At 41.7% G+C, this 23,560-nt stretch carries 28 protein-coding genes; 7 read left to right on the forward strand and 21 right to left on the reverse strand.

All coding sequences use genetic code 11. The features are described 5' to 3' along the window. Nucleotides 1-52: 52 nt before the first annotated feature. The 4 genes from ACFWE9_RS14550 to ACFWE9_RS14565 all read left to right on the forward strand — a co-directional run bounded on the left by ACFWE9_RS14550 (nucleotide 53) and on the right by ACFWE9_RS14565 (nucleotide 4,130). Entirely contained in the window at nucleotides 53-2,350 is a 2,298-nt protein-coding gene (locus ACFWE9_RS14550) for a ribonucleoside-diphosphate reductase subunit alpha (RefSeq protein WP_377357377.1), read from the forward strand. 39 nt (nucleotides 2,351-2,389) lie between these two features. After that, complete coding sequence (locus tag ACFWE9_RS14555) at nucleotides 2,390-3,442, forward strand: ribonucleotide-diphosphate reductase subunit beta (RefSeq protein WP_230157114.1); 1,053 nt, start codon at nucleotides 2,390-2,392, stop codon at nucleotides 3,440-3,442. Then, nucleotides 3,432-3,851, forward strand: a complete 420-nt coding sequence (locus tag ACFWE9_RS14560) for a flavodoxin domain-containing protein (RefSeq protein WP_230157115.1) — start codon at nucleotides 3,432-3,434, stop codon at nucleotides 3,849-3,851. The genes ACFWE9_RS14555 and ACFWE9_RS14560 overlap by 11 nt, the downstream gene beginning before the upstream one ends. 114 nt (nucleotides 3,852-3,965) lie before the next feature. Continuing rightward, on the forward strand, nucleotides 3,966-4,130 hold the full coding sequence (locus ACFWE9_RS14565) for a hypothetical protein (RefSeq protein ID WP_230157116.1): 165 nt from the start codon (nucleotides 3,966-3,968) through the stop codon (nucleotides 4,128-4,130). Nucleotides 4,131-4,196: 66 nt separating this feature from the next. Here the strand turns inward: ACFWE9_RS14565 and ACFWE9_RS14570 are convergent, their stop codons facing one another. From ACFWE9_RS14570 to modB, 3 genes are all read right to left on the reverse strand, one after another. Next, entirely contained in the window at nucleotides 4,197-4,394 is a 198-nt protein-coding gene (locus ACFWE9_RS14570; protein ID WP_028393295.1) for a cold-shock protein, read from the reverse strand. A gap of 198 nt (nucleotides 4,395-4,592) precedes the next feature. After that, nucleotides 4,593-5,084, reverse strand: coding sequence for a hypothetical protein (locus tag ACFWE9_RS14575; protein ID WP_230157117.1), 492 nt, complete (start codon nucleotides 5,082-5,084; stop codon nucleotides 4,593-4,595). Between the two features lie 161 nt (nucleotides 5,085-5,245). After that, nucleotides 5,246-5,899, reverse strand: coding sequence for a molybdate ABC transporter permease subunit (modB, locus tag ACFWE9_RS14580; RefSeq protein WP_230157119.1), 654 nt, complete (start codon nucleotides 5,897-5,899; stop codon nucleotides 5,246-5,248). Nucleotides 5,900-6,140: 241 nt separating this feature from the next. Here modB and spx point away from each other — a divergent pair, with 241 nt between their 5' ends. Then, the gene (gene spx, locus ACFWE9_RS14585; protein ID WP_057912582.1) at nucleotides 6,141-6,536 is read left to right on the forward strand and encodes a transcriptional regulator Spx; all 396 of its coding nucleotides are present in this window, start codon (nucleotides 6,141-6,143) and stop codon (nucleotides 6,534-6,536) included. A gap of 61 nt (nucleotides 6,537-6,597) precedes the next feature. Here spx and ACFWE9_RS14590 read toward each other — a convergent pair whose 3' ends face one another. From ACFWE9_RS14590 to ACFWE9_RS14610, 5 genes are all read right to left on the reverse strand, one after another. Beyond that, nucleotides 6,598-8,028 carry a HAMP domain-containing sensor histidine kinase gene (locus ACFWE9_RS14590; protein ID WP_230157413.1) on the reverse strand — a complete coding sequence of 477 codons (1,431 nt, stop codon included), beginning with the start codon at nucleotides 8,026-8,028 and terminating at the stop codon, nucleotides 6,598-6,600. Further along, nucleotides 8,018-8,707 carry a response regulator transcription factor gene (locus tag ACFWE9_RS14595; protein ID WP_230157121.1) on the reverse strand — a complete coding sequence of 230 codons (690 nt, stop codon included), beginning with the start codon at nucleotides 8,705-8,707 and terminating at the stop codon, nucleotides 8,018-8,020. The genes ACFWE9_RS14590 and ACFWE9_RS14595 overlap by 11 nt, the downstream gene beginning before the upstream one ends. A 296-nt stretch (nucleotides 8,708-9,003) precedes the next feature. Next, nucleotides 9,004-9,930, reverse strand: a complete 927-nt coding sequence (locus tag ACFWE9_RS14600) for a cation diffusion facilitator family transporter (RefSeq protein ID WP_230157123.1) — start codon at nucleotides 9,928-9,930, stop codon at nucleotides 9,004-9,006. A 195-nt stretch (nucleotides 9,931-10,125) separates the two neighbouring features. Continuing rightward, nucleotides 10,126-10,260: a hypothetical protein gene (locus ACFWE9_RS14605; RefSeq protein WP_290370544.1), complete on the reverse strand. Its 135-nt coding sequence runs from the start codon at nucleotides 10,258-10,260 to the stop codon at nucleotides 10,126-10,128. A gap of 98 nt (nucleotides 10,261-10,358) precedes the next feature. Next, nucleotides 10,359-11,102, reverse strand: a complete 744-nt coding sequence (locus tag ACFWE9_RS14610) for a metallophosphoesterase family protein (RefSeq protein WP_377357380.1) — start codon at nucleotides 11,100-11,102, stop codon at nucleotides 10,359-10,361. A 216-nt stretch (nucleotides 11,103-11,318) separates the two neighbouring features. On the opposite strand from ACFWE9_RS14610, the gene ACFWE9_RS14615 reads away from it, so the two are divergent. Beyond that, nucleotides 11,319-11,453: a YjcZ family sporulation protein gene (locus tag ACFWE9_RS14615; RefSeq protein WP_230157127.1), complete on the forward strand. Its 135-nt coding sequence runs from the start codon at nucleotides 11,319-11,321 to the stop codon at nucleotides 11,451-11,453. 357 nt (nucleotides 11,454-11,810) lie between these two features. Here the strand turns inward: ACFWE9_RS14615 and ACFWE9_RS14620 are convergent, their stop codons facing one another. Further along, nucleotides 11,811-12,776, reverse strand: a complete 966-nt coding sequence (locus ACFWE9_RS14620) for an NAD(P)H-dependent flavin oxidoreductase (RefSeq protein ID WP_377357381.1) — start codon at nucleotides 12,774-12,776, stop codon at nucleotides 11,811-11,813. Between the two features lie 80 nt (nucleotides 12,777-12,856). Here ACFWE9_RS14620 and ACFWE9_RS14625 point away from each other — a divergent pair, with 80 nt between their 5' ends. Then, nucleotides 12,857-13,369: a gamma carbonic anhydrase family protein gene (locus ACFWE9_RS14625; RefSeq protein WP_230157130.1), complete on the forward strand. Its 513-nt coding sequence runs from the start codon at nucleotides 12,857-12,859 to the stop codon at nucleotides 13,367-13,369. A 92-nt stretch (nucleotides 13,370-13,461) separates the two neighbouring features. Here ACFWE9_RS14625 and paaX read toward each other — a convergent pair whose 3' ends face one another. The 12 genes from paaX to paaA all read right to left on the reverse strand — a co-directional run bounded on the left by paaX (nucleotide 13,462) and on the right by paaA (nucleotide 23,511). Then, complete coding sequence (paaX, locus tag ACFWE9_RS14630; protein WP_230157415.1) at nucleotides 13,462-14,343, reverse strand: phenylacetic acid degradation operon negative regulatory protein PaaX; 882 nt, start codon at nucleotides 14,341-14,343, stop codon at nucleotides 13,462-13,464. Between the two features lie 81 nt (nucleotides 14,344-14,424). Then, nucleotides 14,425-15,201, reverse strand: coding sequence for an enoyl-CoA hydratase-related protein (locus tag ACFWE9_RS14635; RefSeq protein WP_377357383.1), 777 nt, complete (start codon nucleotides 15,199-15,201; stop codon nucleotides 14,425-14,427). 40 nt (nucleotides 15,202-15,241) lie between these two features. Beyond that, nucleotides 15,242-16,450, reverse strand: a complete 1,209-nt coding sequence (locus tag ACFWE9_RS14640) for an acetyl-CoA C-acyltransferase (RefSeq protein WP_230157132.1) — start codon at nucleotides 16,448-16,450, stop codon at nucleotides 15,242-15,244. Next, complete coding sequence (locus ACFWE9_RS14645) at nucleotides 16,447-17,319, reverse strand: 3-hydroxyacyl-CoA dehydrogenase (protein WP_377357385.1); 873 nt, start codon at nucleotides 17,317-17,319, stop codon at nucleotides 16,447-16,449. The genes ACFWE9_RS14640 and ACFWE9_RS14645 overlap by 4 nt, the downstream gene beginning before the upstream one ends. A 120-nt stretch (nucleotides 17,320-17,439) precedes the next feature. Continuing rightward, entirely contained in the window at nucleotides 17,440-18,957 is a 1,518-nt protein-coding gene (locus ACFWE9_RS14650; protein WP_377357387.1) for an aldehyde dehydrogenase family protein, read from the reverse strand. Between the two features lie 22 nt (nucleotides 18,958-18,979). Continuing rightward, nucleotides 18,980-19,753, reverse strand: a complete 774-nt coding sequence (locus ACFWE9_RS14655) for an enoyl-CoA hydratase-related protein (RefSeq protein ID WP_377357389.1) — start codon at nucleotides 19,751-19,753, stop codon at nucleotides 18,980-18,982. Nucleotides 19,754-19,763: 10 nt separating this feature from the next. Then, on the reverse strand, nucleotides 19,764-20,540 hold the full coding sequence (locus ACFWE9_RS14660) for an enoyl-CoA hydratase/isomerase family protein (RefSeq protein ID WP_377357391.1): 777 nt from the start codon (nucleotides 20,538-20,540) through the stop codon (nucleotides 19,764-19,766). Continuing rightward, nucleotides 20,537-20,842: an EthD family reductase gene (locus ACFWE9_RS14665; protein WP_098372584.1), complete on the reverse strand. Its 306-nt coding sequence runs from the start codon at nucleotides 20,840-20,842 to the stop codon at nucleotides 20,537-20,539. Before ACFWE9_RS14665 ends, ACFWE9_RS14660 begins: the two co-directional genes overlap by 4 nt. 20 nt (nucleotides 20,843-20,862) lie before the next feature. Further along, nucleotides 20,863-21,360, reverse strand: a complete 498-nt coding sequence (gene paaD / locus ACFWE9_RS14670; protein ID WP_230157139.1) for a 1,2-phenylacetyl-CoA epoxidase subunit PaaD — start codon at nucleotides 21,358-21,360, stop codon at nucleotides 20,863-20,865. Between the two features lie 26 nt (nucleotides 21,361-21,386). Then, complete coding sequence (gene paaC / locus ACFWE9_RS14675) at nucleotides 21,387-22,187, reverse strand: 1,2-phenylacetyl-CoA epoxidase subunit PaaC (protein WP_230157141.1); 801 nt, start codon at nucleotides 22,185-22,187, stop codon at nucleotides 21,387-21,389. After that, nucleotides 22,177-22,536, reverse strand: a complete 360-nt coding sequence (paaB, locus tag ACFWE9_RS14680; RefSeq protein WP_230157143.1) for a 1,2-phenylacetyl-CoA epoxidase subunit PaaB — start codon at nucleotides 22,534-22,536, stop codon at nucleotides 22,177-22,179. Before paaB ends, paaC begins: the two co-directional genes overlap by 11 nt. 18 nt (nucleotides 22,537-22,554) lie before the next feature. Continuing rightward, nucleotides 22,555-23,511 carry a 1,2-phenylacetyl-CoA epoxidase subunit PaaA gene (gene paaA / locus ACFWE9_RS14685; protein ID WP_377357394.1) on the reverse strand — a complete coding sequence of 319 codons (957 nt, stop codon included), beginning with the start codon at nucleotides 23,509-23,511 and terminating at the stop codon, nucleotides 22,555-22,557. Nucleotides 23,512-23,560: the final 49 nt, after the last annotated feature.

Consider the following 23,560-nt stretch of genomic DNA (forward strand, 5'->3'; position numbering starts at 1 on the left):
AATTCATTGGGCGGTTTTTTTATTTAGTGGATTTTTACAAGGAGGATTATTAATGACTCAAACATATAACTCTATTATAAGCGAAAATGACACCGAAACGAACTCCATTCGGCTTGAAATGTTATCGAAGGAATTCGAAGGCCGTCTCGATATGGAAAAGTTCAAAAAGCGTTTTACAAAATGGCTTGATCGCAAAAGTGACTCAACCGAAGAACAGGCTTCAAAAAAACTGATTCAGCTTGCTCTTGAAAGTGTGGATATCGATGCTCCAGATTGGACATTCGTTGCTGCTGCAGAACTGTTGAATACGATGTATAGGGATGCACAAGCCAATCGAGGTTATGAAGGCATGAGTTATGGCCCATTTTATGAACTGATTTCGGAACTCTCCCAACTACAAGATGGCCAGCGGTATCCCATTTATAAATCAGAACTGCTAGCTTCTTATACGAAAGCTGAAATCGAGGAATTGGGTTCGATGATTGACCCGGAAAGAGATAAACTTTTTTCTTACATAGGCATCTACTTATTAAACGATCGCTACCTAGCCCGCCCAAAAAGAGACAAGGTCTATGAACTGCCTCAAGAGCGCTTCATGATCATCGCGATGGAAATCATGCGATTGGAAAAAACGGAGCACCGCCTGCAACTTATAAAAGAAGCTTACTGGGCCATGTCCAATCTTTATATGACTGTTGCGACCCCTACACTATCGAATGCCGGTAAAACACACGGACAGTTAAGCTCTTGCTTTATCGATGCCATCGAAGATTCCATTGACGGCATCTATCTATCTAACTACGATGCTGCAAAAGTATCTAAATTCGGCGGTGGTGTCGGACTTTATGTAGGAAAGATTCGGTCGCTTGGTTCTGATATCCGTGGCTTCTCTGGAAATAGTTCCGGCACAACACCCTGGATTCGACTATTCAACCAGACAGCTGTCAGTGTCGATCAATTGGGTCAACGTAAAGGTGCCATCGCGATATACTTGGATGCCTGGCATAAAGATATCATGAGCTTCCTTGATTTGAAGACGCAAAACGGGGATGACAGATTAAAAGCCCATGATATTTTTACAGGTGTATGCATACCTGATTTATTCATGGAGGCTGTACGCGACAGAAAAGAATGGTATCTGTTCGACCCGCACACCGTCAAGCAAACACTTGGATTCTCACTTGAAGATCTTTATGACGAGAAGAAAGGTGAAGGAAGCTTCAGGACACATTACGCACTTGCCGTCGAGGCAGCAGAAAATGGCATTCTTCCAAATTATAGCTTTGAAAAAATCAATGCGATGGAAATCATGAAAAGCATCATGATTTCCCAATTAGAAGAAGGCGTTCCATATATGTTCTACCGCGATGAAGTGAACCGGAAGAACCCGAATAAACATAAGGGTATGATTTATTGTTCTAACCTTTGCACAGAGATAGCTCAAAACTTAAGTCCTTCGACGATCACGGATGAATACGAAACGGAAGATGGCGATGTCGTTGTAGTTCGTAAAAGCGGTGATTTCGTTGTCTGCAACCTTTCATCCATCAACTTGCCCCGTGCGGTGAGCAGTGATGTTTTGGAAAGGTTGATTCCCATTCAGATCCGGATGCTGGATAACGTCATTGATGTGAATAATCTTCCGGTCAAGCAGGCATCCATCTCGAACAAACGTTACCGGGCAATTGGCTTAGGAACATTTGGATGGCATCATTTACTTGCTACCCAGAATATTTATTGGGAATCTGATGAGGCAGTTCAATATGCCGATGCTTTATACGAAAAGATCGCTTACTTAACAATCAAGGCATCCAATGAGTTGGCCAAGGAAAAAGGGTCATACCCATATTTCGAAGGATCGGATTGGCATACAGGCGAATATTTCGAACTGCGTGACTATACGGATCAAAAATGGATCGATTTAAAAGCAAACGTACAGGAACATGGGACCCGTAATGGATATTTAATGGCCATCGCCCCCAATTCATCGACCGCTAAAATCGGTAATTCCACGGATGGCATCGATCCCTTGTATGAAATTGAATTTTATGAAGAAAAGAAAAACTTCAAATTCAAAGTGACAGCACCCGGATTGACGCCTAATACGTATGAATATTATAAAAAAACACGATTTAACTTGGACCAACTGGAAAGCATCAGACAAAATGCAGCCCGTCAGCGTCATATTGACCAAGCTATCAGCTTTAACCTGTATGTCCACAACACAATCAAGGCTAAAGTTCTATTGGATATCCATTTAACAGCATGGGAAAGCGGATTGAAATCAACATATTATGTTCGTTCCACTTCATCTGAATATGATAATGCCTGCGAAAGTTGCTCAAGTTAACGATCAAATCAGTAATCTATTTTTAAAGGAGTTTTACGAATGGCCAATCATATCAAAAAAATCCGGATGCTCGAACCTACGCATCCAACTAAAGCAACGGGCGTATTCAAAGGGGAAGCTTCAGGCTTTCTCCTTTGGAACGATATTCAGTATGAAAAATTCTATGATACGTATACACAACTCATCAATAACTTTTGGAAGCCTTCGAGCGTGAACATGATTCAGGATAAAAAGCAGTGGGGCGAATTAGATGAAGATATCCAGGATGCTTTCCTTGATATCCTTACGATGATTGCAGGAATGGACAGCCTTCAAACGCCGACTTTAGTGGAAATCCTTCGTTACATCAAAGACCCGGCAGCAAAAGCGATCCTGGCCAACATGGCCCAGCAGGAATCTATTCATAATGAATCTTATTCCTATATCCTTGCTTCCTTGATTCCGGTAGGCAAGCAAAAACAGCTTTTCGATCGCATTAAAGAACACCCTGAAGTGATAAAGCGGAATCAACCGATTGTGGATGCCTATCAAACGTTTGTGGACGATCCTAGTCCTCAACACTTATTTGAAGCACTCATCCATTCCACGAACCTCGAAGGTATTTATTTCTACCTGGCATTCGCCTTCTATTACAACTTAGGGCGTCAAAACCTAATGACTGGTTCGGCTACGATGATTTCCTATATACATCGCGATGAAATGGTTCACTTCGATTTCATCGGAATGCTCGTACAAATCTTGATGTATGAATACCCGGAGTTAAATAATGAAGAAAACACGAAATTCATCTATACAACGATTGAAAAAGCCGTCGAACTTGAAAAAGAATGGTCTGAGTATATGCTTGAGGATATCCAAACCAAAGCAGATCTCGACTTGGAAGAATTCAACGAGTACATCGAATACATTGCCAACAAACGACTGCGCATGCTAGGGCTTGAGAACTTGTATAAAGAGTATAGCGAGAACCCGATGCCATGGATCAAAACGTTCGATGATGAATCCATCGGCCTTACCAAAACCGATTTCTTCGAGCAGAAGTCCAGGACATACAGTCAAGTAAATGCCAGCAATGGGTTCGATGAGCTCTAAAGTTGCCATTGTCTATCATTCAGCCGGCGGCAATACAAAAGCGCTTGCTGAAGCCATCGCCTCCCTTTTACCTGAAGCTGGACTATATCGAATAAATGAATTCGATTTACGTACATTGCCTGATTACGATGCCTTGATCGTCGGCACCTATACATGGGGTAATGGAGAGCTCCCTGCTAAATCAGCAGCCCTTTATAAAGAACTTGAACAGCTGCCTATTGCTCATCTGAAAACGGGAGTCTTCGGAACTGGTGAAACCAACTATAATCATTTTTGCGGGGCGGTCGATCATTTCCGGGACATGCTATTTGCCAAGAGCCAGTTATTGGTGACATTGAAAATAGAACAGATGTATCAAGAATCAGACTTGTCCAGACTTAAGAAGTTCGCCTCACTATTCCAGAACTGACTGAAAGGGATATGCGTTTTCGCATATCCCTTTCAGTCACTTTATAAAAACTTTAGCTGCCTATATCATAGTACGATTAAACATGAAGTATAATGAAGGAAAAAGGAGATATTCATGGCTAATATCACTCAGTTACTACCTATACTTTTTATGCTAGCACTTTTCGTATTCGTTATATTCATCGTGTTATACCTGTCACGTCATTTTAATCGTTCTAAACGGATTGAAGAAAAATTGGATGAAGTACTAAAGAAAATGGCCAGTAAAAAAGAGGATTAATCAATGTTTCCCTTTTAATGAAAAATAAAAAGACTCCAGAATGGAGTCTTTTTTATAAGCGTTCAATTATTTTTGAACGTTAGCTGCTTGTGGTCCGCGAGCGCCTTGCTCGATTTCGAAAGAAACTTCTTGGCCTTCTTCAAGAGTTTTGAAGCCTTCGCCTTGGATAGCTGAGAAATGTACGAATACATCGTCTTGGCCTTCAACTTCGATGAAACCGAAACCTTTTTCTGCGTTAAACCATTTTACTTTACCTTGTACCATGATAGTTCCTCCTGTGTTTGGAAAAATCCATTTTATTACTATTTTTGGTTCTGGATAATGTTTCAAGAGGAATCCTATAACAGTAAATCCTTCTATCAAACTTATACCGAACAAAAATAATTACCCATATTATATCATGGTAAATCAAAAAAAAACACGAATATCACAGTAAATCAACCGACAAATTAACCTAAAATTCTACATTTTTCGCTTCTTGCTTTGACGGAATCCCTCGTCTAGTAAGTAGCGCTCCGCCTCGATCGGGCTCTCGAAACACTCCTCCAAATTCGAACCAGAGTACACGTTCCAGAGCTGATCTTCTCTAATAAGCGAAAGCTCTTGTTTTTCTTGACCAATCCATGTTCCTTCTAACCTAGCGAACTCGTTTTCCTCTTCTTCGATTTCAATCGGAGGTTCAGATAGGTAATCCATGCTTTTTTGGATCAATTCCTTTAATTCCGCTTCATTATAATCACGTATATTAATAAACCCTTTACGGTCAGTGTCTTTTTTTCTCATATGCCCTGCGTAAACGAATCCATTTCCATTAGGATGCAAGTGCTGAACAACGATTTTTTTCTCCTGGACACTCCCTGGATAATGAAAGTTCACACGTCCCAATGAAACGTCCTTTCGCTGTAATTCCGGGAAAGTCTCAATGATGCTTAATTTTTCTTCAAATGTTAACAAATTTCTTCCTCATTTCATTAGATCATATTGTTTGTCGATTATAACACAGACTGATAAGAAACAATAATCTCCCTCTTCCGCAATATTAAAACGGCTTCACCCATAAAGAAGACATAGAAGCCGCACCTTATTTTTTCATAAGCATATAGGAGAGAAACCATTCATTTAATGTACGTCACCACAAAAAGCATAATGAAAGAAATGACAATGATCACGGCAACCCACAGCCAAGCTAATGTCATATTCCCGGAGTCCATGGCAATATAAATCGCGGTTGGTATGGTTTGTGTCTTGCCTGGAATGTTTCCGGCAAACATGAGTGTCGCCCCGAATTCCCCCAATGCACGTGCAGAACTCAATATGGCACCTGTGACGATGGATTTGACCGCCAATGGAAGGGATACACTCAGGAACAATCTCCACTCGCCGGCCCCGTCAACCCTTGCTGCATTTTCTATTTCCTCATCTATTCCCTCAAAGCCTGTTTTAGCGGATTGGTACATAAGGGGAAAAGCTACAACGATAGATGCAATGACTGCCGCCCACCACGTGAACATGATCGGCTGGTTAAAAACCATTTCAATGAATTGGCCTGGCACCCCGTTTTTACCCCAAATCACAATCAATAAAAAACCTACGACAGAGGGTGGCAGAACAAGCGGCAATAAAAATGCGGTTTCAAGCAGGACTCTTCCCTTGAATTTCTTTTTAGCCATCAATCGTGCAAGGATAATCCCCAAAAAGAACACAAGGATGCCCGCTAGTCCTGCTACCTGTATCGATAACCTGACAGGTGACCAAAAATCCTCTGTCATGATACTATCCTCGCATCCATGTTAAATATCAACGTATGTATATCCTTGTTCTGTATTATCACCGAGTTTGTTTCATTAAAGGCAGATTTCATTTCGTTTTCTCCCTTTCTTTTTAAAATAACATTTAAGTTTATTTTTCTTGACATCTTGCTGACACAAAGAAACGTTAAAGTAAGAGTATCACAAATGTAAAAATAATTTCATTCCAATAAACTTGAAACTTTGAAGGAGTCGATTTTAAATGGTAACAATTTATACTACTCCAAGCAGTTTAGCCTGTCGTAAAGCAAAAGCTTGGCTTAAGAAAAACGAAATTTCATACAATGAACGCAACCTATATTCTCAACCTCTTTCTATAGAAGAAATAAAAGAGATTTTACGTAAAACAGAAGGCGGAACAGATGAAATCATCTCAACCCGTTCTAAAAAATTCAAAAGCCTGAATATCGATATAAATAATACACCACTTAACGATCTTTGCAAGCTTATTCAAGATAATCCGGATTTACTTCGCCGGCCGATCATTTTCGACCATAAGAACTTGCATGCCGGATATAATGAAGAAGAAATGGGACGCTTCCTTCCAAGAAAGGTCCGTCATGTCCAATTATGGCGAGCAATCTCCCAATTGGCTTAAACCATTAAACACTCAGGTGCTTAACTAAAAGGGTTGTCCATTAAATTGGACAACCCTTTTTTTATATTTGATTCGCCTTCTCTACAATGATCGTAAAGGCGGTGCCTTGTTCATCGCTATCCTTCAGTACAAGATCCCCATTTTGTGCTTTTGCTAGCATCTTGCTGAATGGCAGCCCTAAACCTAAACCACGCACCTTCAACTTTTTGCTTTCACCTCGATAAAATGGTTCAAACACGTACTGTTGTTCATGTTTCGGGATTCCTCGGCCACTGTCCTGGACGTCAATGCAGATTCGATCATCCTCCTTTTCATAAAGGTGAATTGCTATTTTCCCGTTGCCATCAAGAGCATGCCTGGCATTATTCAAAAGGTTAATGACAATTTGCTGCATCCGCAATGGATCTATTTGACCAAAGACTGGTTCATCAGGAACTTTTATAACAAGCTCGAACGCTTGATCATCATCCTGGGTTACTTGCCAGCGATAGGCGATTTCCTGGATGAATTTATTGATATTCTCCCGTTGCACTCGAATTTTAAAAGCGCCTGCAGATATGGCATTATAATTAAGTAAATCTTCTATCATATCTTGTAGCCGCTGGGTTTCCTTTAAGGAAATATCCAAGAATTCCTTACTCTGCTCTCCCGTAACGACATCATCCTTAACCGCTTGTATGAGTCCGCTAATGGAAGTGACAGGCGTTTTCAAATCATGGGTTACACCAGCGAGTAATTCCGCCCGTAGCTTCTCCATCGCCTTCAATCGATTGGTCATTTCTTTAAATGATTCGATCAGTTCATAAATTTCTTCTTCCTTTATTTCTTCTTCCTCTTTGAAATGGATATCATAGTTGCCTTCACGTACCTGGACCGCGGCATTAGCTACGTCTTGGATTGGTCGCGAAATCTGCCTCGAAAGAAAATAAATGACTCCCGTTCCAAGAATTAAAAGGCCTCCTATCATGATTGCCAGCAAGCCATGATCTTGGTTGATTTCCTTTAATGCCGCTTCTTCCTGTGCGATGACCACCCACCCTCTCGTCTCATCATTAAACGTAATGGGGGATTTGACGACATATACTTTGTTGTCGGAAATCTTGACCTTTTGAATTAATTCCCTATTTTTCATAATGACGTCTGGAAGTTTGTTTTCATCCGGATCGATATACAACTGAGGCATCGTATAAATGATGCTGCCATCCGTGTCGACGATATAGATGATCGGCTGTTGGTTCAGATGAAGGATTTTTTCCCTTTCCTCAACAATCTCCGAAAGGACCGGACCAACAACTATCTGTCCATTTTCCTTTATCGCCCGATCTGATGTTTCATCAGCCAAGTACTTAAGGAGGCTAAGCCTATATTCCAAAGCTGTTTTTTCCATCCACCATAGGGAAAAAACAGACAATAATATTAAACCTGAAATCAAGGTCAATACGTACCTCTTCGTCCAATAACGTTGTAAAGTGGTTCTTTTTTTAGTTTTCATAGACACTCAATTGATACCCCAATCCGCGCAACGTTTTTATTTCCCCTTCAGCTGCAGGCCATGCATCGATTGCCTTCCTGATTCGTTTGATCGCCAGGTCCACGGCACGGTCACTGCCATCATAATCCATGCCCCACACTTGATCGATCAGCTGCTCCCTCGTAAAAATTTGATTAGGGTGCTTAGCGAAAAAAATGAGAAGAGATAAATCACGTGGCGTCAAACTTATTTCTTTCCCATTCAAATGCACCATATAAGACTGATCATCGATGGTTAAACTCCCAAACTCATGTACATGATCATCTACCGCAACAACAGTCGAGGATCTCCTTAAAACGGCATGGACCCGTGCCACGACTTCCTCGGCAACAAATGGTTTAGAGATGTAATCATCCGCACCTGACTTAAATCCGGATAATCGGTAATCGACATCATTCAGTGCCGTCAACATGATAACCGGGCATGTATTGTCCTCCCTGATTTCCTTCAATATATCCCAGCCTTCTTTTCCCGGCAGCATGACATCAAGCAGGACAAGGTCCGGCGTCGTTTCTTCAAATACAGGAATGGCCTTTAGCCCATCGTATACTTGGACTACATTAAAACCTTCACGCTCTAAATATGCTTTCAATACCATTGAAATGGCCAATTCATCTTCTACTACTAAAATTTTCTTCATTTAAGGATTCCTCCTTCCTGAATTATAGTGGAATCATTTTGTATATGCTAACTATTAAAGTATAAGAGCTTTTTCCCTCAATTTTACCCTTTTAATGTGTCAGGATTATGTTCGCAGCAAAATTTGGCCATGATTCCCCTTAGTATTTTCCATTAAACTTATTTTGAACGAAGAATCTCGATTCATTTAAACCTTCTAGGAAAAAGTCGTATGGAAACGGGTAAAGCTTGTACAAAACTTATGATTTTCTTGTATACACCCTTAAGAGGCTGGCTCAAGATGGAGCCAGCCTCTTTTCAATTACATGTTTCGTGTGGATTCGGACAGCCCACTTCCTGTCTTTCCACTTGAATCGTGCTATGTTCAATTCCAAACTGATCGTGAAGAAGTTTTTGCGCTTCTGCTAAAACAGAATCATGGTTGCCGCTTTCATCTATGACAACATGACAGCTCATGGACAAAAAACCAGAGGTGATCGTCCAGATATGGAGATCATGGACATCTGATACACTGCCCAATTCCATCAAGGATGTTTTCACGTCATCCATATCGACTTGCTCGGGTGTGCCCTCCATCAAGATATGGAAAGAATCCCTCACTACCCTAAATCCGCTGATAATTATTAAAATCGCAACGATGACACTCGCAATTGGATCTGCCATTCCCCAATCGAAAAAATAAATCAAGAGTGCGGCAGCAATGGCACCCACCGATCCAAGCATATCACCTATGACATGTAAAAAGGCACTCCTTACATTCAAATTGTCTTCCTTATCTCCGCTCATTAAAATCCATGCGGCAATGATATTAACCAGTAAACCAATGATTGAAATCAATAGCATTCCCAGGCTTTGTACCTCAGGGGGATTGATGAACCTTTTAATTGCCTCTATGAAAATGAAAACGGATATCACGATCAAGGTCAATCCATTCAAACAAGCAGCAATGATTTCAAACCGTTTATATCCATACGATTTGGACGATGTCGCTTTTCTTTCACCCAACCTTATCGCTGTATAACTAAGTCCTAAAGCTGCCGCATCGCTAAGCATGTGACCTGCATCCGACAGTAAAGCCAGACTATTTGTCATGAATCCTCCAATAACCTCAACTACCATAAATGTAGTGATTAACAAGAAAGAAGCCAACAACGCTTTTTTATTATTAGAATGATGGTGGTGTCCGTGCCCATGATCATGGGAGTGACCATGATGATGTCCCATGCCATCCCTCCTCTCGGATTTAAAACTTATATATAGTATGGGATATATCCAGAATGGTTTCAAATGATTCACTTCCTGATTTCACTGCTGCAAAGCAATGTTAAAAAAAGCAAATAAAAGATCCCTTTATAGGAAAACCTTCCTAAAAACAAAAAATAAACACCGCAGACTTTTCCTGCAGCGTTTATTTTTTGTTTATCTTTCTTCTTGCATCGTATCATCGACAATGGCGTGCAGATCTTTATTAAACAATTCATTATTACAGACAAAACTGTGACGTTCCTTCTCTTGTTGCTCTTGAAGATTTCTTTGCTTTTCATGTTCCTTCATGGCCTACCTCCAGCATCATCATGTTTTGCCTATTATCGTATCCCCAGGCATGTACCTTTATGCTGAACATTTCCCCATTTTTATCATTTATAAACGGTTCAGACCTGCTGCCCACCATGGAACGCACGTATAATGAATTCATGCTCAGGAACTTGTAAGCTTTTATAGGATAATAGAAACGATGAATTATCATAGATGACTTGTTCGAGATTCACCTGTATACCGGTATTTTCAATCGTAACGATGGCATAAGGTGCAACTGGTTCACGATTACAGCCAAGAGAACCTGGATTAAGGAATATCGTTCGGTCATTTTTAAAATGATGGATAGGGTGATGATGTCCAAATCCAATTAAATCGTGATGCTGATCTTTAAAAAGTCTTTCTAAGTTATATAAATTCGGTTCGACGATTTTACTAAAAGGGTTATGGCTTATGTGTTCATCCAATTTCTTCGGTTCCATGTGATAATGAGTGAAGTAAACGGAGTGATCATTGATGGTATTCTGTATGGTGCGAGGTAAATTCTCCAGTTTGGCAATGAAATTCCAATGCATTCTTTGCGCTATCCATTCATGATGCTCCTTGACATGAATGTGACCTTCCGGATGCGGCTCCCCGTTAATGATGGCGAGTACAGCTTCATCATGATTTCCAGTTAACATCGATAAATCATTTCTCGAAAATAAAAGTTCAAGGACTTCATTTGTATCCGGGCCTATTCCAACCATATCTCCCAAACAATAGATATGATTGATATCCTCCCTTTGATCAATATCCCTAAGAACAGCATTTAACGCTGAAGCATTACCATGCACATCCGTTATAATGGCAACTTTCATGACTAAGCTCAGCTCCCTTCCCCCATAATCCACAAGGTATATTATAACATTTCAAACGAAATCAAAAAAATATTCGGGCTTATTCCCCTGATTTGTTTAACGCCCATTTTTTATGAATAAGCTAACACTTCGGCCTAGAATACATAGTATGAAGTATTCCCGGTAAAGATGTTTTGCTAGGTATGTAATTCATAATATGTATGAGGAGGAAATTAAATGGGTGGAAATGGTAACGATTGTTGTGGCGGCGGTGGCGGCTGCGGCGGTTTCGATAACGGATTTGCATTACTGATCGTATTATTTATCCTATTAATCATCATTGGATGCAGTTGCGGATTCGGTGGATTCTGATAATGTCAAAAATGAAAAAGGCGCCTGATCATGGCGCCTTCTTTGTTTTTCCATAGTCATTTTCCATTATCAAACTTTTATTACATATAAAATAGGGGTCTTCCATATTGGATCCCGGCACCCCATGATTTCATAAACGATATGTCCCATCGCATCATAACTTCACTCACATTTTTCCATAATTAATCCCATATTGGTTATCCAGCTATTTACTGCAGAATTCAGATTGTAAGAAGTATGATAATTAAATGTCCCGAAAAAAGCTTAAGGACGAATTGACCTTAAGCTTTCGATAGTTACCCAAGGGAACAACCTCTGCTAGACATGAACTAATTAAAATCTTGCTACCCTCTGCTCTCAAATCATAAAAGGGGCAGAGAGCCTGCTCAATCCATCCTCCATTTGTTTTTTCGCATCTTTCATCATGCCATCAAGTAATTCCTTGACCGTGGGTATATCGTCAATCAATCCGGCAACCTGGCCGCTGTTCATAAAACCATTGTTAACATCCCCGTTCATTGCACCATTAATATGATGAGCTTCAGAGGTCATTTCACGATAATTCATAGGAGACAGCCCCTGTTTTTCCAAATCCAGGACTTTTTCGGTATATGGTTCCTTCAATACTCTTCTGACCTGACCAACGGATCTGCCCAAAATTACCGTATCATTGCCCATCGCTTCGATTAGTTTCTGTTTATATGATGGATGGAACGGTGCTTCTTGTGTTGCAATCAGCCTGGTTCCTAACTGGACGCCCGAAGCTCCGAGCATCAATGCAGCTGCCAGACCCTGTCCATTGCCGATTCCGCCAGCAGCCAAAACAGGCAGCCTCACATGCTTGCTGATTTGCGGGATGAGTGTAAAGGTGGTCAATTCCAGGTTCGAATTGATGCCGGCAGCTTCAAACCCTTCAGCAACCAACACATCGGCTCCTGCGGCCTGCGCTTTTTGCGCGTGCTTGACCGAAGCAACGATAGCGATCACTTTTATATTCTTTTGTTGCAATTGCGGAATGTAAGGGGCAGGATTTCCAGCTGATAAGGAAACGACTGGTATATCATGCTTCAGGACAAGATTGATTAACTCATCTGTATATGGATTAACGTTTATCGGTATGTTCAACGCGAAATTTTTATCGGTTTTATCTTTGGTTTCAAGAATGATGGCTTCTACCTGTTCAGGATTCATGGTACCGCACCCTATTGTCCCTAAGCCACCTGCATTGGATACTGCAGCTGCTAGACTTGCATTGCTTATGTTCCCCATGCCGCCCTGAATAATAGGATATTTTATCGAAAAAAGTTCACAAATATATTTCACTTTTACCCCTCCCTGTCCATTTAATGTTATACTATATTCATTAGAAAAACAATTCTGACTTTTCAAAAAGGAGCGAGACTATGATTATTCCGTACAATAATAAAAAACCTTCTATTGACGAAACTGTTTTCGTTGCACCTGGTGCTCATTTAATCGGTGATATTTCAATTGGAAAAGAATCGTCCATTTGGTTTAACTCCGTTCTACGTGGTGATGAAGATTCAATCACAATAGGAGAGAAGTGCAGTATTCAAGATAACTCCACCATCCATTTATTTGAAGGTTGCCCTGTTGTCATCGAAGACGAAGTGACGGTTGGTCACAACGTTATCCTACATGGTTGTAAAATAGGCAAACGGTCCATAATCGGTATGGGTTCAACGATATTGGATAATGTAGAAATTGGCGAAGAATGCATCGTCGGAGCAAATACATTGATTGCCGCTGGCAAAAGTATACCTCCCCGTTCGCTAGTTATTGGTTCCCCAGGGCGAGTGGTTCGCAAATTGAATGATAAAGATCTTGAATTGATCCAACTTTCGATTGATACATATGTTCAAAAAGGAAAGGACTTCAAGGGGCTGCTTGATTAATTTTCACACGGAGCATATCCCGTTGACCCTACGTGACTATAATCATGTAAAAAAGAGCTTCGGCCAGTCACTAGTGACTGGCCGAACCTTTTTTACTTAATGATAAGTGGATGATCCTTAGCATCATAGGTTTCATCTTTCCGGCATAAATCATTATTTTCCTGAAATACGCTTTCAAAGAATCGGCTTGCTGGTTCAGCCAAGACTTGATAATACTGGCTGAATAAAAGCGCGGCATGATTCCCGTTCCACTTGGAAGGCAATAGTTCCTTGGGCAAGCCTGGATCGATAAATAAAAACTTACGGTATTCATGCACCAAATTCGTTCGTTCCACAAAGCAATCAGCATCAGACATTTCCCCTCTGCTAATGATGCTTTGGTGCACGATGAATTGTTTGCTGTATTTCTCGATGAATTCTTCATATTTATTTTCGATTTCTTCTAAATGCCAACTCTTCTCAACTAGCGATTGATTTTGTTTGGGACCCTTGTATTCCGAAATGAAAAAATCAACATATTCATTGATATCGTATTTCTCGATCAAGAGTTTGATTTGTTTCTCCAAGTCATTAGGGGAAATCCAGCAACCATTGGAAAAGCTGCCAAATCCACTCCATAATAATTCCTTCCGAAGATCATCCCGTAATTGCCGTTTATCTTCAGGGATCGTGTACATTAAAATGCGCCATTTACCGTCCCAATCATTTGGTTTCATTTTATATATGCGATTGGCCGCTTCATCCATTCGCTGTACACCGCGATCAGTCAAAAAGTAATAGCTTTTATTTCCCTGCTTCTCTGATTGAATCCAGCCTTGTTTGACCATACGGGAAACGGCTACACGTACGCCCTGTTCATTGTGGCCGAATTCCTTTAATAAACGAATTAAACTTCCTATCCAGATTTTATTTCCATAGTTACGGATATAATCACCATAAATCGTAAATATCATGGATTGCGTATTAGTTCCTATATTTCTCACCTCATTCGTTGTTACCATTTTCACACGGACTGCATAAATACTATTATATCTTTTTAAAAAGAAACCGCAATATCATTTACCCGTAAATTGCGTTTTTCTCCGTTCACTAAATGCTTCGAGCGCTTCCAATCTATCTTGAGTCGGAATGGTCAGTTCATAGGCTTTCCCCTCTATGGCCATTCCGGTTTGCAAGTCTGTATTCATTCCCTGGACAATGGCATATTTGGCTTGCTTGACTGCAATCGGCCCATTTTTCATGATCTTTCCTGCCAATTCCTCACAAACTGATAGCAATTCATCCCTCGGAACGACCTTCAATAGGATCCCTAATTGACACGCCTCTTCTGCTGTCAATTTTTTAGCCGTAAAGATTAATTCCTTCGCTTTCATTTCACCTATCAATCTCGGCAACCGCTGTGTACCGCCTGCTCCAGGAATGATGGCCCAGCTAGTTTCAGTGAGCCCCAATGAAACACCATCAGCTGCAATTGCAAAATCACATGACAGCAGCCACTCAAATCCTCCCCCCAATGCGTATCCATTAACGGCAGCTATGGTTGGCTGTGGAAGCCCTGCGATACTATTAAAAACATCGCGAATCAATTTAACGTTCCTTCTTACTTCCTCATCATTCAAAGTCTTTCTTTCCTTCAAATCCGCTCCTGCGCTGAATGCTTTTTCTCCTGCACCCGTGAAAATGACGGCACGGATATCTCCGTCCATATAAACAGCATCAACGACTTCCTGCAGTTCAGAAAGTGTCTCATAGTCGAAGCAATTCAATACGTCCGGTCGATTCACTGTTATATAGCCAATTTGATTATTCACATTATAAATGACGTTAGACATGATTCCTCTCCCCTTTTATAAAAAAAATGGTCAACTACCCTCAATCATTTTCAATATTTTCTATAATGGCTGATATCCCCTGCCCAACACCGACACACATCGTTGCAAGACCATAGCGTACATTTCTCTTTTTCATTTCGTGAACAAGTGTGGTTAAAATACGCGCACCGCTCGCACCGAGTGGATGGCCAAACGCTATCGCCCCGCCATTGACATTCACCTTTTCCTGATCCAGGTTCAATTGGCGGATACACTCCACGGATTGGGAAGCGAATGCTTCATTCAATTCGACTAGCCCAATGTCTTCAATGGATAAATCCGCCCGTTCCAACGCTTTTTTCGTAGCATGAATGGGACCAAGGCCCATAATTGACGGTTCTAAGCCTGCCACCGCCCCTACTACATATTTGGCCAGAGGTTTAACCCCTAGCTCCCGTGCCTTTTCTGCACTCATTAATAGCAACGCAGAGGCGCCATCATTAACACCGGAGGCATTACCGGCCGTTACCGTACCACCTTTAAAAATCGGTTTGAGTTTTCCCAGCTTTTCGATGGTCGTGTCAGGACGAGGGTGTTCATCTTTATCGAAAATGACCTCATTCCCTTTACGGTCCGTATATCGAACAGGTACGATTTCATTAATGAATCGCTCATTTTCCACTGCTATTTTCGCCCTTTGCTGGCTTTGAAACGCGAATTGATCTTGATCTTCCCTTGAAACCGAAAAGCGCTGAGCGACATTTTCAGCTGTTTGGGGCATGGAATCCGCACCATACATTTCTTCAAGTTTCTCATTCGTGAAACGCCAGCCGATCGTTGTATCCTGAAGCTCCATCGAACCCCTTGGGAATTCAATTTCAGGTTTGGCCATGACATATGGCGCCCTTGTCATGCTTTCGGTCCCGCCTGCGATATAAATATCGCCTTCCCCTGCAGCTATGGAACGAGCCGCATACATAACGGCATCAAGCCCTGATCCGCACAAACGATTTATTGTCGTTCCAGACACGTTTACAGGAAGACCAGCTAAAAGTGCGGACATTCTGGCAACATCCCGATTATCCTCACCAGCTTGATTTGCATTTCCGAAGATGACATCTTCAATTTGCTCTGGGGAAAGCTTAGGATTGCGATCTGTCAGCGCCTTGATGACAATTGCACCCAGGTCATCCGGGCGAACACTTTTCAATGCGCCTTTATATCTTCCTATTGGTGTTCTCACGGCATCAACAATCACAACATCCTTCATTTTCTCACCAGCTCCCCATCTTTTGTATAATCGTACACACCTTTACCTGACTTTCGGCCTAGCCTGCCAGCTTTAACATACTGCTCCAGCAGGGGTGCAGGACGGTATTTCTCACCTAGCTTACTATGTAAATATCTTAAATTATTTAAACGGGCATCCAATCCTACCAAATCACCTAGCTCAAATGGTCCCATCGGGTAATTCAACCCTAACTTTATTGCTTTATCAATTTCTTCTGGTGTCCCTAACCCTTCTTGAAGCATAAAGAACGCTTCATTACCTACCAGACAGCTGATTCTACTGGTAACAAAACCAGGAAATTCGTTGATGACCACTGTCTCTTTCCCCATTTTTTCAGCCACCTCTTTTATTATGGCTGCCGTTTCATCACTTGTTTCAAGACCGCGTACTATTTCCACGAGTGGCATCTTTTGGACAGGGTTGAAAAAATGCATGGCAATCGTTTTTTCAGGACGTTTTCCATATGAACCAATTTCTGTCGGACTCATAGTGGAAGTATTAGTTGCAAAGTAACAGCCTTCTTTTGCATGCTCTTCAATTGTTTCGAAAACGGCTTTCTTAATTTCTGCCTTTTCCGGAACAGCCTCTATGATTAAATCGGCATATGCTGCTGATTCTTTCAAATTGGAGGAATACGAAAGTCTGCTTTTTGCAGTAGCCGCTTCCTCCTGGGTGATCTTTTGGTAGAGCATACCCTTTTCAAAAATGGTATCGATCTCTTTTTTTGCACTTTCCAATGCTTCTTGATTCACGTCCACCAATATTACGTCAAAGCCTCCTGTTGCCCCTACATAGGCAATTCCCCTGCCCATGACACCAGATCCTACAATTACTAGATTTCTAATCATTCAAATCATTCCTCCTTCAAAATAAATAGGGCTGGCTACAATGAATCAGATCAGCATTCATCCCAAACCTGAATTACTTTTCCGACAGATCGTTTTGCCAGCACCCTATTTTATGTTTTTTTAGATACCAAAAGGATTTAAGGGACGGATTCCATAATAGGAAATGATGCTTTTCGTTTCTGTATAAAGATCAAGTGTCTCAATACAAAGTTCCCTGCCGAATCCTGACTGTTTATACCCTCCGAAAGGTGTACCAGGAAATGCGGAGAATGGACAGTTCACCATGACGATTCCCGCTTCGATTTGGTTCGCAACCCGAGTCGCACGCCCGCCATCCTTTGTCCAAAGTGCTGAGCCCAAGCCAAATTCTGTATCATTCGCAAGTCTAATGGCTTCTTTTTCATCTTTGAATTTCATGATGACAACAACCGGTCCGAATATTTCCTCTTTAACGACATTCATTTCATGATTCACATTGGCAATGACTGTCGGCTCATACCAATAACCGTTTTCAAAGCCTTCTATAGTCGCCGGCTTTCCTCCAGTCAGGATATCCGCTCCATCAGCAATGGCAGATTGGACATAATTGTCGATGACATCCAATTGCCCTTGATCTATGACTGCACCGACATGTGTTTCTTTATCGAGCGGATTGCCCAATTTCAATTTCTTCGTTTTTTCTACGAATCTAGTAACGAATTCCTCGTAAATGTCCTCGTGTACGTATAAACGGGATCTTGCTTCGCAAGATTGTCCAGTATTGTAGAATATTCCATATAAGGATCCATCTATTGCTGCTTCAAGGTCAGCATCTTCAAAGACAATATTAGGAGACTTTCCGCCAAGCTCCAATGTTACCCTTTTTAATGTTTGAGAAGCTTTGCCCATGAGATCCCTGCCGATTGGCGTAGAACCTGTGAAGGCTACCTTATTCACTTTAGGATGTTCGACAAGGTAATTCCCTACGTCAGATCCAGGACCTGGAATGATATTGACCACTCCGGAAGGCACACCTGCTTCTAAACAGATTTCCCCTAATACGATGGCAGTCAGCGGCGTTAAAGAGGCTGGCTTAACAATGACCGAACAGCCAACTGCAATGGCAGGTGCAATTTTCCAGGCCGCCATCATCATTGGATAATTCCAAGGAATGATTTGCGCACAAACACCCACAGGCTCTTTCTCCGTATAGTTATGGAATTGACCAGGTACATTATTGACAGATCCACGGTGTCCAACTAAAGCACCTGCATAAAATTCGAAATCCTCTATTGCCTGCATGACTTGGCCTTGCGCTGCAGAAATGGATTTGCCGCTATTCAGTACTTCCAATTCAACCAATTCATTGAAGCGTGAACGCATGATCGCTGCAATCTTGTTCAATACACGGGACCGTTTATTGATCGGAGTTTTCTTCCATTTTCCATTATCAAATGCTTCACGAGCAGCTTGAACGGCTCTTTCTGCATCTTCCTTAGTGGCCTTTGCAACCTTGGCAATGATTTCACCAGTCGCAGGATTGTATGCATCAATAGTGGATCCATTAGAGCTTTCCACTCTTTCTCCATTAATGATCAGGTGATAATAATCACGTTTCGTTTCCGCTTTTTCAAATGCTGACTCTTGAACTTTAACCATGTAATCCCACTCCCCTTTTATATTACTTGCCTATGAATTGAGCTTTTCTTTTTTCCGTGAATGCTGCCACACCTTCAGCATAATCCATCGTTAAGCCAGCAATTCGCTGACCCTCCGCTTCTTCTTTTAAGTATTCTTCCAATGAAAGGTGATAGGATGCCTCTAAGTATCTTTTGATTAAGCCGATTGCTTTCGTTGGTTTGTTTGCGAGATTCTCTGCAAAGGCTTTCAATTCCTCGTCCCATGCTTCCACACTGATCACTTTTGTAGCGATCCCGATATGTTTCGCCTCGCTAGCCGTAACCTTTTCCCCTAATAAAGATAATTCCAAGGCTTTCGCATGACCGACAATCCGCGAAAGGTAATACAGATTTCCTGAATCAGGAATCAATCCGATATTGACAAAGGCATTTATAAAACTGGCTTTTTCAGAAACAAGCCGGAAATCGCATGCCAGTGCAAGGCTGAAACCGGCCCCTGCAGCCACCCCATTGACCGCTGCGATGATCGGTTTTTCACAGCTTGCTATTTGCTGCATCATGGGACCGTAATTTTCACGCAGCAATTGACCTAAATTCATGCTATCATCCAAATCCGATAAATCTTGTCCCGAGCAAAAGGCCCTTCCTTCCCCTGTGATGATAATGGCCCGCACTTCATCGGACCCCGCAGATGTTTTGATCGCTTTTTGTATTTCTTTATTCATTTGGGGAGTAAAGGCATTAAGTTTATCAGGACGGTTCAAAGTAAGCCAAGCCACTCCGTTTTCAACCCTATAAGTGATCGTTTCGTACATAGAGCACTCCTTATCCGCCTGTGAATTTAGGCTTTCTTTTTTCAATAAATGCTTTCATTCCTTCTTTTTGGTCTTCTGATGCAAAAAGAATATAGAAGTTCTTCCGTTCAAATTGCATACCCTCATATAAGGAAAGATCAACGGCTTTATTGACGGATTCTTTAATCAGCCTTACAGCTAACGGCGGTTGCTTAGCTATCTTTCTAGCAAAATCAACCGATTCCTCCATTAACAATTCAGGAGCAACGATCTTATTGATGAAACCGTATTGCAAAGCTGTCTTAGCATTGATCCTTTCAGCTGACAATATCCATTCAAGCGCCTTCATTTTGCCTACCAATTTCGTCAGCCTCTGCGTTCCGCCTGCACCAGGCATGACTCCTAGAGTCACTTCCGGAAAGGAAAACTGGGTGTCGCTGGCGGCAATCAAGAAATCGCAGGATAAAGCAAGTTCAAAACCACCACCGAATACAAAACTTTTCATCGCACCAATCACAGGCTTCTTAACTAAGCTTATTCGATCCCAATCGGCAAATTGGTTCGTTAACTCCAGATTGATTGGATTGTCGTTAGCCATTTCGTCAATATCAGCTCCAGCAGAAAATGCTTTTCCATTGCCCGTCAGCAAAATCACCTTCACTTGTGGGTCGAGGTCGAATGCCTCCATGGATGTAACGATTTCCCTGACCATTTTCCTGTTAAGCGCATTCAATTGCTTCGGCCGATTTAAAAAGATATAACCAATGCCGTCCTCGATAGACGTTTCAATGAATTGAAGCGCATTCATTTTATTTCTTCGCCGATCATCATCGTTACAAGTTTCCCCGCAAAGCCCATTAAGTCTTTCCCTGATGCTTTGCCTTCTGGAGAACGCATTCCTTTTTGCAGTGCATCATGGTCTTCATAATACATTTCACATAGAATGTGATACTCAGAGTCTTTGCCCATCGGTGTCCCGACTATTTTAGTGACCTCCATTTTTTGAAGACCAGGAATTTTTTCCGTTATCGGACCATGTACATTGAAGTAGTGCTCATCGAATTCTTCCTTGTTTTCAGGTTGTTTATAAAGGGCGATTAGTTTTACCATTTTAGAAAACCTCCATTTTATTAGATCATTTTTATCATCGGTTTCATCGCTTCGAACGGATTTTTACACGATTTGCAATATAAAATGCTGCGGCAAGCCGTTGGACCGAATATATTTTCCATCGTGACATAAGTTGATTCACAATACGGGCAATCCACATGCCAGGATCCATCTTTTTTCATTTGACGAGGAGGAGGGGAGATTCCGAAAAGCTTCAGTCCAGCTTTCCCCTTTTCCGTAATTCGATCGGATGTCCAGGAAGGGGAGCGTAAAAATTCAACGCTGACATTTTTTACGGCAGGATGCTGTTTAATGGCAGTTTCCACATTTTTCTGAATGATCGACAATGCCGGGCACCCAAGAAAAGTCGGCAGCATCTTCACCAAAACGTCTTGGCCCGAAACCGTCACGTTTTCAACCATCCCTAAATCCAGAATACTGACTGTATCGATTTCGGGATCTTTTACGTCTTCCAGGAGCTTATATATTTCTTTTGTGTTCAACAGTACGGTCGACATGATACCCCTCCCCTTTTTCTAGTGTTTCACCATGAAGCTGCTTTATCGCTTGCATACACTTCGCTTAACGTTTCCAGTGCCTTTTCCAAATCTTCCGTATGCTTGCCATTTCGTCCATCACCTTTAGCCATTCTTATTTCAAAGGTTGTTGCTAATCCTACACTTTCAAAAATGGGGGAAACAGCCTCAATCCATTTCTTTTGTAAGTCAGCTTCGCCTTCAATCAGTCCAAGCTCCACCATTTCTTCTCCGTATTGCCCAAGTGAAAAAACGCCAGCGAAATCCTGCAATGTTTTCTCGATCGCTGCTTTCATTCTCGAAACCGCTTCTTCGTGACCGGAACCCAGCAATTGGACGAACCACATTTTCCAGTGCATCAAATGATAGTAAAGTTCCATCTGTACCTTTTGTGCCACTTCTGCAAGCGGTTCATATGAACTTGTATGAAGGGATTGAAGCTTAATCGCTTTTGCTTGGGTATAAAAATAATTCCGCACCACTGCAAAAGCCCAATCATATTCAGGATCTTTCATATAGTATCCAGGACCATTGACCACTTCCAGGATAATTGCATTACGCCGCTCCTTCGCTGGTCGATCGTGGGCCAGCTGATCTGCATTCCCTACGCCGATCTCTTCCAATAATTTATAATATATCGCTGCATGCCCCATCGTATCTTGGGCGATCGAGGAGGATGCAACATCTTCTTCAATATGCGGAGCGAGTCCCAGCCATTCCGCGCCACGATACGAATGGATAAAATCATCGTCCGCCAAGTGAAGCAGCAATTCCTTGATTGCGATGTCCTTCAATGAATCATTCCCCATTTTTCACGCCTCCTGCCCAAGACATTATCTCTTTTTCATCGAGCATTTCCTGCTCATACTTCCGCCATTTTTTCTTTAGGTATCCATATCCTTTTGTAGTCCTGTAATCTTTATTATCCAAACGTTGAAGCGTTTTCTTTTCCTCGGCCGTCATTTTCCGTATATTCTGTCTTTTGACCACCCAGATATCATCTACAGCTTCACGTCTCATGAAATTTTCTTGTGCCATCATGATGGCGATATCCTCATTAGGGGCCAGCAGGCTAAAATGATATTGAACGGGTGAGGTTTGTGTTTTACGGCTAAATACTTCAAATTCTTCAAAGTAAGTTTTTTGTCTAGTTTCCATATAGTCCTTCCCCCTCCCTTAGATGACCTTCGGCGCTAACGCTTCGCGCACCCATTTATTATTTTCATATGAAATTCTTCGAAGGCTTAAGCGCTCCTGTGAAAGGGGCCCTTCATTTCTTGCGTACACCTTCAATTTCCCCCAGTCGGGCTGTTGGTAAATCCAGGTTTCCGATTCTTTATCAAACCGAAGTGTTTCATCGGGAATGGTATAGCCGAGTGAAAGAATCCGCTTCACATATTTAGAAAAGAAAGCTTGGCGAAGCTCTTCATTGGTACTTGTTCTGATCCTGTATTTGATCGTTACATCCTGTTTGGAAGAGCCCACTTCTTTCTTACTCGGAGGTCCAAAAAAGAGTAACAAGGATTCCCACCAATAATTGATGGAGTCTTGAACCAATTTCCTTTGTTCTTCCGTACCTTCAGCCAAAGCCATGATGATCGCTTCACCATGCTGAGCGTGAAAAACTTCTTCCGCGCAAATCCTAAGTAGCGCACGGGCATAAGGTCCGTATGAAGCGCCAAGCATGTTCGTTTGGGAAATGATCGCTGCCCCATCAACCAACCAGCCAATCAATCCTGCATCTCCCCAAGTTTTTGCTTCCATATGGAAAACATTATGAAACTTTAAATCTCCTTTAAATAAATCTTGCATAAGGTCATCCCGTTTTTTGTTATAAGGCCTTAGCAAATCCTCCGCGACTCGAAGCAATAATTGTCCATGCCCCATTTCATCCTGCACCTTTGCCATGATTCCAAGTTTTCTATTTAAGGTCGGAGCTTTAGGTACCCATTCCTTTTCTGGAAGCGCCCCCATGATTTCGCTTATGCCATGCATTGAAATTAATTTGATGAGGGTTCCTCGGTAATCTTCAGGCATCCAATCATCCGCTTCTATCTTTTCTCCAGCCTCGATTCTGGCAATAAATTGATTTAGCTTTTCTTGTTCTGCCATATCATTTAAAAGAACGTTCATCCAAAACACCTCTTATTCGATTATATATAACGTTTATATAACGTTATTA

Origin of the sequence: Peribacillus sp. NPDC060253 (genome assembly GCF_042727425.1) — a bacterium.
Classification (GTDB): domain Bacteria; phylum Bacillota; class Bacilli; order Bacillales; family DSM-1321; genus Peribacillus.